The organism is Nocardia sp. NPDC056541, assembly GCF_042794235.1.
GTDB lineage: Bacteria > Actinomycetota > Actinomycetes > Mycobacteriales > Mycobacteriaceae > Nocardia.
In genome coordinates this window covers 1-7241 of the sequence record NZ_JBHTUD010000040.1, presented here as the reverse complement: position 1 = coordinate 7241, position 7241 = coordinate 1, and the positions used below count along the sequence as shown (strand labels likewise).

Sequence of the window (7241 nt, the reverse complement as noted above, 5' to 3'; positions counted from 1 at the left end):
GGTCCTGCTCGCCAAGGTGATCCTCATGGTCGCCGTCGCCTACGCCCTGGCGGCCAACCGGCGGCCCGGCCGCGACCGGCCACTTCGTGGCCGCTGCTCCCTAGGGGTCGCAGGTGGTGGGTGGGAGTGCGGTCATGGCGGTCTGGAGTTGGGCGGTGTGGGTCAGCTGGCTACCGGGGGATCTTCGGCGTCCAGGGCGGCCAGTAAACGGGCGCGCAGCGATTCGGGTGGTGGGGTGGGGGTTGTGGACGCGAGCTGGGCGAGAGCTTCGCGGGTATCGCGAACCTCTCGCAGGAACTGCGTACACAGGGTGGAGTCTTCGGTATCGATGATGGTCTGGATCGCGTGATGGTCTTCGTCGTCGATCAATCCGAGCGCGACGGTGTGCGCGAGATCGATCTGGGCTTCGTTCATCTCACGTCACCCCCAAACTTTTCTTCAGTCGTGTCAATCCGTCCCGAATTCGGGACTTAACGGTCGGTAACCCGATGCCGAGGTATGTCGCTACCTCCGCGTAGGTCCGCCCGCCGTAGTAGGCGAGCGAGATCGCCTCGCGCTGGGTCTCGGTGAGGGTCGAGAGTCCGCGCTGGACGGCCTGTTGTTCTAGTCTGCGTTCCACCTCCTCGGTGACCTCGTCGAATTCGTGTCCGAGCACCCGTATCCCGTACGCGACCTCGCGCTGGGTGTGGGCTTGCTCGGCGCGAACCCGGTCGACCGCGCGCCGGTGTGCCAACGTCATCAGCCAGGTCACCGCCGACCCCTTGGCGGGGTCGAAACTCGTAGCGGTACGCCAGATCTGGAGATAGACCTCCTGAGTGGTCTCCTCCGCGTACCCGGGGTCGTGGAGCACCCGCAGGACCAGGCCGAAAACGCGCGCGGACGTTCGGTCGTACAGCTCGGCAAAGGCCTGCTGGTCGGACAGACCGCATCGTTCCAGCAGTGCAGCTAGCTCGACTCCTTCGGCCGCGCGTGCGGTAACCGCAGAATCCACGCTCGGTGGAAAGGCTTCGCTTCGGAACCCATTCTGTGTCATCGGTCACGAATGTAGCCCGAGGCTATGACCTCCTCGCGACCGGGGGTGCCCTTTATTCGGGTGCCAGCTGTTTGCTAGAGATTCGGCGCGCCACGGCCAGCGGATTGGAACAGATTTGCCAACCCGGCCAGGCGGGCCCGGTTGACCTCAGACGGCCATCCGTCGCCGGTTGCGGCGGGCGTGCATCTCGCGTTCGGTCTCGGACATGCCGCCCCAGATGCCATAGGGCTCGCTGACCTTGAGGGCATGGGTGCGGCATTGCATCAGCACGGGGCAGGCCCGGCAGATCTCCTTGGCGCGCATCTCGCGCGCTGTGCGGGCGCGGCCGCGTTCGCCGTCGGGGTGGAAGAAGACCGCGGAGTCCTGACCGCGGCACGAGCCGCGCATCTGCCAGTCCCAGACATCGGCGTTCGGTCCGGGAAGGTGGGTGGGCATGGGCATGTGAACTCCTTGAGGCGCGAGCTCGTCAGCGTTGTCGAGCGAGTGGTGCGGCAGGTCTTCGCGCCACCCGGTGGGGGTGGCCGGCTCGACGGTGCCTGACGGTGCCGCTCGGAGGTCGCTGCGATTTCGCGCGGCGCCAACCGTGGCGATGAGCTACGTTAGGTGCAGGCGGGAATTTCCGTCAATAGTTCGGCGCATGAGTTCAGTAAATCTGCAACGCTGAAATTTAACCTACTCACTATTTACATTTCACACCCGATCCCTCCATACTGTTTGGTTGGCTATGGATCGGGTGTCTTCGCGTTTCCGAGACATCCCATATTTTCCCAGGTCGCGCCGGTCGGGGCCTGGTTCGTGCCGGTGACGGCCAGGGTGGCTGGGTGTGCTGGATCACAACGGCCTCCGCGCCCGGACTGCGTGCAGATGGCGAAAACGGGGCGTGAAGGTTAATTGCGCGAAACGCATGTGAATTCGAGACTTTCCGGTAGTGGCATCGGGGAGCGGAGATTTACCTGATGGCAACATCGACACTCGAGTGAAATGCTGATTGTTTGCTGATTGCCACTCGTCGATCCATAACATGGGCGCTGCCCGGGGCGGGTGGCGGCTAGAGTCTCGTCGTGCAGACAATGGCCTCACCCGCGGATATCGGTTCCGAAATACTCGTTTCGACTGCTTTCGGGCCCACTCCCGGCCTGGCCGCTACGGAGTTGCCGGAGCCGGCGGACCCGTTGTCGCGGTGGTACCGCGCGGTCGCGCTCGGCGGCCAGGGCCGCTATGCCGCCGCCCGTGCCGACCTGCTGATATCGGCCAGAACCGCGACCGATCCCGGCCTGAGATCCCTCGTCGAGAGCACCCGTGGATCGCTGCTGCGCCAGCTCGGCGATCACGCGGGTGCGGCAGCGTTCGACGGTCGCGCCGCGGCGATCGCACTCGGCGCTACCGGAGCGTCGCGCGCCGAGGCGCTCGCCGACGCGTATACGGGCCTGGCCGCCGATGCCCTCGGCACCGGTCGACTCGCGCTGGCCCGCACACTGCTCGGCCGGGTGCGGCCACTGCTCGCCGCGGCACCTCCGCGAGCCGAGGTGCGCTGGCACTGGGTGTGCGCCGAGACCGCGCTCGCCGCCGGTGAAGCGGACGCAGCGCTCCGCGACGCGGTCGCGGCGGTCGAACTCGCCGGGGCGCTTCCCTCTGTGCGTCACCAGGTGAAATCGGCGCTGCTCGTGGCGGCCGCGACAGCCGCCACAGGCGACCTCTCCGGGTCCGCCGAACTGGCCGTGCGAGTCGACGCGGACTGCCGCGAAAACGGCCTTCTCCCACTGCGCTGGGCCACCGCGATGCTGCGCTCGGGAGTCGCCGAACCGGCTCCGGCGCGCGCCGCGGCGGGCGAAGCCGCAGATCATGGCGCCCGTCTACGGGCCTGGGGTGGGGACATCGCCCCGCTGGGTGCCTGATTCGCTCCGGATGATCTTTCTGAGAGCACGGTTAGAAGCGGCCACGCCCGCTGGCGGCCGATCCGGGGGTCGCTATTGTTAGTGCCGTTCCGCCATTTCGGTGGAAGCTCGGTCACATTCGACCGCGCCACTCGTAACGCCAGGAAAATCTCTGACGATGACGCATATGGGCGAAGAGTTGGACCTCGCCGTCGCTGCGGCTGCGCAGGGCGACAGGACCGCTTTAGCTCGGGTATTGGAACTGGTCCGTCCCTTGGTGGTTCGCTACTGCAGGGCCAGGATCGGAGCCGCGGAGCGCGGACAGCTCTCCGCGGACGATGTTGCGCAAGAGGTCTGTTTGGCTGTGATGACCGCCCTGCCCCGCTATCAGGATCAGGGTCGGCCCTTCATGGCCTTCGTGTACGGAATCGCTTCGCACAAGGTCGCCGACGCCCATCGCAACGCCGCCCGTAACAAGGCGGAGGCGATGGCCGAAGTACCAGATGTCATATCCACCGACCACGGGCCGGAACAGCGGGCTCTCGACTCGGAGACGAGCAGGCAGATGAACACTCTGCTGGCCACGCTCCCCGAGAAGCATCGAGAAATCCTGATCCTGCGTTTGGTCATGGGTCTGTCAGCAGAGGAAACCGCAGTCGCCGTGGGCAGCACGGCGGGGGCGATACGGGTTGCCCAGCACAGGGCACTCGCGAAACTGAAGTCACAAGTGGCGAGGGCAGGTGAAATGTATGGCTAGGGATGGCGAGCGCGGTCTAGGCGACCGGAAAGTTTGGCAGCGCGGATCGCACGACAGCGGTCCCTACGCCGCCGAGGATGCCGGTGACTCCGGACCGGTCGACATTGCGGCGGTGCGCAGCGATGATGCGCTGATCGACGCGATCGCGAGCGATGGTCCGGTCCGCACCGACAGTCCCGAAGAGTTCCAGCTGGCGTCGTTACTCGCGGATTGGCGGGCCGACCTACTGGCCGAGCCGATGCCCGCGGGCCCTGATCTCGACACCGTGTTCGCGGCCGTCAATCAGGAGATCGGCGCGCGGCAGGTTCGAGTCGGAGCTTCCTCGCGCGGACGTCTACGACTGGTCCGCCCGATTTTCGGGGCAGCGGCGGCACTGGCGCTGGTGTTCGGCGGTATCACGGCCTTCGCTTACAGCGCGGCTCCCGGCGATCCGCTGTGGCGGGTCAAGGAGGTCGTGTTCAGCGAGCAGGCACAGTCCACCGTCGTACAGTACGCCGACGAAGATCTGCTGGCCGCACAGAACCTGCTCACCTCGGGCAATCCGGAACAGGCGAAGGCCAGGCTGGAACAGGCTTCGGCCAACGCGGGCCAGGTCGACGATCCGGCCAAGCGTGACGATCTGATCGCGCGCTGGAACCTGCTGCGAGATCAGCTGATCAAGGTCGCCCCGGAGATCGGCGCGCAACTGCCGCCGACCACCACCGCGCCGACCAAGCCCAGCTCGCCCGTTCAGGTCCCGCCGACGACGAATCCGGGTACCACCGCGCCGGTGGCGCCTACCGCTCCAGGAGCGGGTACCACCGATCCGTCGACGCCGCCGCCGGTCATCATGCAGACCCCGGGCCCGGGCCCTGGCCCGGAAACCAAGCCGCTGGTTCCGGTCGAGCCGTCGCAGCCGCCGGTCGAGCCGACACAACCGCCGGTGACCCCGCCGGTGACTGTCGACCCGACCACACCACCGACCACCATCGTCGAATCACCGCCGGTCGTCACTGTGCCGACGACGGTGGTCCCGACGTCCGCACCGCTGCCGAGCTTGCCGCCCACGCAGCAGGTGCCTCCGCCGGCGACCATCCTGCAGTCGCCGCCCGCGGTGCCCTCGCCGTAGCAGCACGATGAATTGAACTAAAGATGAAGGCCCCGAACAGGTTCGGGGCCTTCGTCTTGTGCTGGGGCATTTCCGGTGTGGGCCCGCGTATTCCCCCCACGCACGCGTGACCGAGAGTGGAGGAGGGCAGGCGCCGCGACGGACTCAGCTGTGCCGAGTCGCCGGAGAGCTCAGTTGTCGAACCCGTCGAACCCGTCGCCGTGGAACGCCTCGTTCATCGACGCGTCCGCGTAGCCGCGGCAGTAGTCCCACGTGACGTAAGCCTCGGGGGTGGGGTCGTAGGCGGGTTCGTGTGGACGGACAGTGCCGTCGACCAGTAGCTGTAGGAGGTTCGCCCGCAGCATGTCCCAGTCGTGGTAGTGATCTTGCCGACAATCCTCACAGCTGACGACCAGACCGCGGATACCGCGGTGGGCCAGCAGGGCTTCGTATACGGCGAGGTCTGCGAGATCTTCCTCGACCGCGAGGCGCTCATGAGGATCCAACGGCTCACCGGGCTCGATCGCATCGAGCGCGGCGGACGGGTCGGAGGGGTCTCCGGCGAAGGGATCCGGCGGCAGGCCAGGTGGTAGATGGTCACGCACATCCCCACGGTACGCAGTACTTGGTGCATCGCGCCAGCGATGCACCGGGCAAGTTTTGCGGAAGGGCTCACTTCACAGGCGTCTCCGGGCGCCGGATACCATGGAATACAGGCGTCGGCGACTTTGTTCCAGCCGACCATCCGAAAGCTTTTTCCGCTCGAGCACCGACGCACTGTGTCTACCGCGTCGGTAGCTATGACGACCAGGAGGGGTCGATCCGAATGAGTAATCCCGTGTCGGGCGAACGAATCGCGGTGCGCCCTCCTACGGGGGGCGACGATCCGACCAAGATCGCCATGCTCGGCCTCACGTTCGACGACGTGCTGTTGCTGCCTGCCGCCTCGGATCTCATCCCCAGCTCGGTCGAGACTTCCAGCAAGCTGACCAGGGACATCACCCTGCGCACGCCGCTGGTGAGCTCGGCCATGGACACCGTCACCGAGGCGCGCATGGCCATCGCCATGGCGCGTGCGGGCGGTATGGGTGTGCTGCACCGCAACCTCTCGGCCGCCGATCAGGCCGCCCAGGTGGAGACGGTGAAGCGCTCCGAGGCGGGCATGGTGACCGACCCGGTCACCTGTCGTCCCACCGATACCCTCGCCGAGGTCGACGCCATGTGCGCCCGCTTCCGCATCTCGGGTCTGCCGGTGGTCGACGAGACCGGCGCGCTGGTGGGCATCATCACGAACCGCGACATGCGCTTCGAGGTCGATCAGGACCGCCGCGTGGACGAGGTGATGACCAAGGCGCCGCTGATCACCGCCCGTGAGGGTGTCACCGCCGAGGCCGCGCTGGGGCTGCTGCGTCGCCACAAGATCGAGAAGCTGCCGATCGTCGACGGCAACGGCAGGCTGCGCGGGCTGATCACGGTCAAGGACTTCGTCAAGACCGATCAGTACCCCAACGCCACCAAGGACCGCGACGGCCGCCTGCTGGTGGGCGCCGCGATCGGTGTCGGTGAGGATTCCTGGTCGCGGGCCATGACGCTGGCCGACGCCGGGGTCGACGTGCTGATCGTCGACACCGCGCACGGCCACCAGTCGCAGGTGCTGCAGATGGTCGCCAAGGTCAAGGCCGAGGTCGGTGACCGGATCCAGATCGTCGGCGGCAATGTCGCCACGCGTGCCGGTGCCGCCGCGCTCGTCGAGGCGGGCGTCGACGCGGTGAAGGTGGGTGTGGGCCCCGGCTCCATCTGCACCACTCGTGTGGTCGCCGGTGTCGGCGCGCCGCAGATCACCGCGATCCTCGAAGCCGTCGCCGCGTGCAAGGCCGCCGGCGTGCCGGTGATCGCCGACGGTGGCGTGCAGTACTCCGGCGACGTCGCCAAGGCGATCGCCGCGGGTGCGTCCACGGTGATGCTCGGCTCGCTGCTCGCGGGCACCGCCGAGTCGCCCGGCGACCTGGTGCTGGTGAACGGCAAGCAGTTCAAGGCATACCGTGGCATGGGCTCGCTCGGTGCGATGCAGGGCCGCGGCCAGGCCAAGTCGTACTCCAAGGACCGCTACTTCCAGGACGACGTGCTCGCCGAGGACAAGCTCGTCCCCGAGGGCATCGAAGGCCGCGTTCCGTTCCGCGGCCCGGTCAACCAGGTGATCCACCAGCTCGTCGGCGGCCTGCGTGCCGCGATGGGCTACACCGGTTCGCAGAACATCGAGCACCTCCAGGGCGCGCAGTTCGTGCAGATCACCGCGGCGGGCCTCAAGGAGAGCCACCCGCACGACATCACGATGACCGTCGAGGCCCCGAACTACACCGGGCGCGGCTGAGTACAATAGATGCGTTTGTGCGCCGGGAGGTACGCTCCCGGCGCACAAGGGCAATGCAGGCAGGCTCCGAGTCCGCCGTCTACCGGCACTCCCGGCCCCGCACGACCCGACCTCGAGGA

At 67.2% G+C, this 7241-nt stretch carries 8 protein-coding genes; 4 read left to right on the top strand and 4 right to left on the bottom strand.

Annotated features, from left to right (window positions below):
- Positions 1–162 precede the first annotated feature (162 nt).
- From ACFQ9R_RS34295 to ACFQ9R_RS34285, 3 genes are all read right to left on the bottom strand, one after another.
- Positions 163–414, bottom strand: coding sequence for a hypothetical protein (locus ACFQ9R_RS34295; protein ID WP_378996932.1), 252 nt, complete (start codon positions 412–414; stop codon positions 163–165).
- 1 nt (position 415) lies between these two features.
- Complete coding sequence (locus ACFQ9R_RS34290; RefSeq protein ID WP_378635331.1) at positions 416–1033, bottom strand: sigma-70 family RNA polymerase sigma factor; 618 nt, start codon at positions 1031–1033, stop codon at positions 416–418.
- 147 nt (positions 1034–1180) lie between these two features.
- Positions 1181–1474: a WhiB family transcriptional regulator gene (locus tag ACFQ9R_RS34285; RefSeq protein WP_022567299.1), complete on the bottom strand. Its 294-nt coding sequence runs from the start codon at positions 1472–1474 to the stop codon at positions 1181–1183.
- Between the two features lie 629 nt (positions 1475–2103).
- On the opposite strand from ACFQ9R_RS34285, the gene ACFQ9R_RS34280 reads away from it, so the two are divergent.
- From ACFQ9R_RS34280 to ACFQ9R_RS34270, 3 genes are all read left to right on the top strand, one after another.
- Positions 2104–2928, top strand: a complete 825-nt coding sequence (locus tag ACFQ9R_RS34280) for a hypothetical protein (protein ID WP_378996951.1) — start codon at positions 2104–2106, stop codon at positions 2926–2928.
- Positions 2929–3085: 157 nt separating this feature from the next.
- Positions 3086–3664 carry a sigma-70 family RNA polymerase sigma factor gene (locus tag ACFQ9R_RS34275; protein WP_056818204.1) on the top strand — a complete coding sequence of 193 codons (579 nt, stop codon included), beginning with the start codon at positions 3086–3088 and terminating at the stop codon, positions 3662–3664.
- Positions 3657–4772 carry an anti-sigma-D factor RsdA gene (locus ACFQ9R_RS34270; RefSeq protein ID WP_378996930.1) on the top strand — a complete coding sequence of 372 codons (1116 nt, stop codon included), beginning with the start codon at positions 3657–3659 and terminating at the stop codon, positions 4770–4772. Before ACFQ9R_RS34275 ends, ACFQ9R_RS34270 begins: the two co-directional genes overlap by 8 nt.
- A gap of 170 nt (positions 4773–4942) precedes the next feature.
- Here ACFQ9R_RS34270 and ACFQ9R_RS34265 read toward each other — a convergent pair whose 3' ends face one another.
- Complete coding sequence (locus tag ACFQ9R_RS34265) at positions 4943–5356, bottom strand: DUF5319 domain-containing protein (protein WP_022567296.1); 414 nt, start codon at positions 5354–5356, stop codon at positions 4943–4945.
- A gap of 221 nt (positions 5357–5577) precedes the next feature.
- On the opposite strand from ACFQ9R_RS34265, the gene guaB reads away from it, so the two are divergent.
- Positions 5578–7122 (top strand): IMP dehydrogenase, encoded by a 1545-nt coding sequence (gene guaB / locus ACFQ9R_RS34260; protein WP_378635339.1) that lies wholly within the window; start codon positions 5578–5580, stop codon positions 7120–7122.
- Positions 7123–7241 lie beyond the last annotated feature (119 nt).

Excerpts from the sequence above, each read along its gene's own strand:
- ACFQ9R_RS34280 (WP_378996951.1), top strand. The coding sequence starts at position 2,104 with ATGGCCTCACCCGCGGATATCGGTTCCGAAATACTCGTTTCGACTGCT.
- ACFQ9R_RS34295 (WP_378996932.1), bottom strand. The coding sequence starts at position 414 with ATGAACGAAGCCCAGATCGATCTCGCGCACACCGTCGCGCTCGGATTG.
- ACFQ9R_RS34285 (WP_022567299.1), bottom strand. The coding sequence starts at position 1,474 with ATGCCCATGCCCACCCACCTTCCCGGACCGAACGCCGATGTCTGGGAC.
- ACFQ9R_RS34290 (WP_378635331.1), bottom strand. The coding sequence starts at position 1,033 with ATGACACAGAATGGGTTCCGAAGCGAAGCCTTTCCACCGAGCGTGGAT.
- guaB (WP_378635339.1), top strand. The coding sequence starts at position 5,578 with ATGAGTAATCCCGTGTCGGGCGAACGAATCGCGGTGCGCCCTCCTACG.
- ACFQ9R_RS34270 (WP_378996930.1), top strand. The coding sequence starts at position 3,657 with ATGGCTAGGGATGGCGAGCGCGGTCTAGGCGACCGGAAAGTTTGGCAG.
- ACFQ9R_RS34275 (WP_056818204.1), top strand. The coding sequence starts at position 3,086 with ATGACGCATATGGGCGAAGAGTTGGACCTCGCCGTCGCTGCGGCTGCG.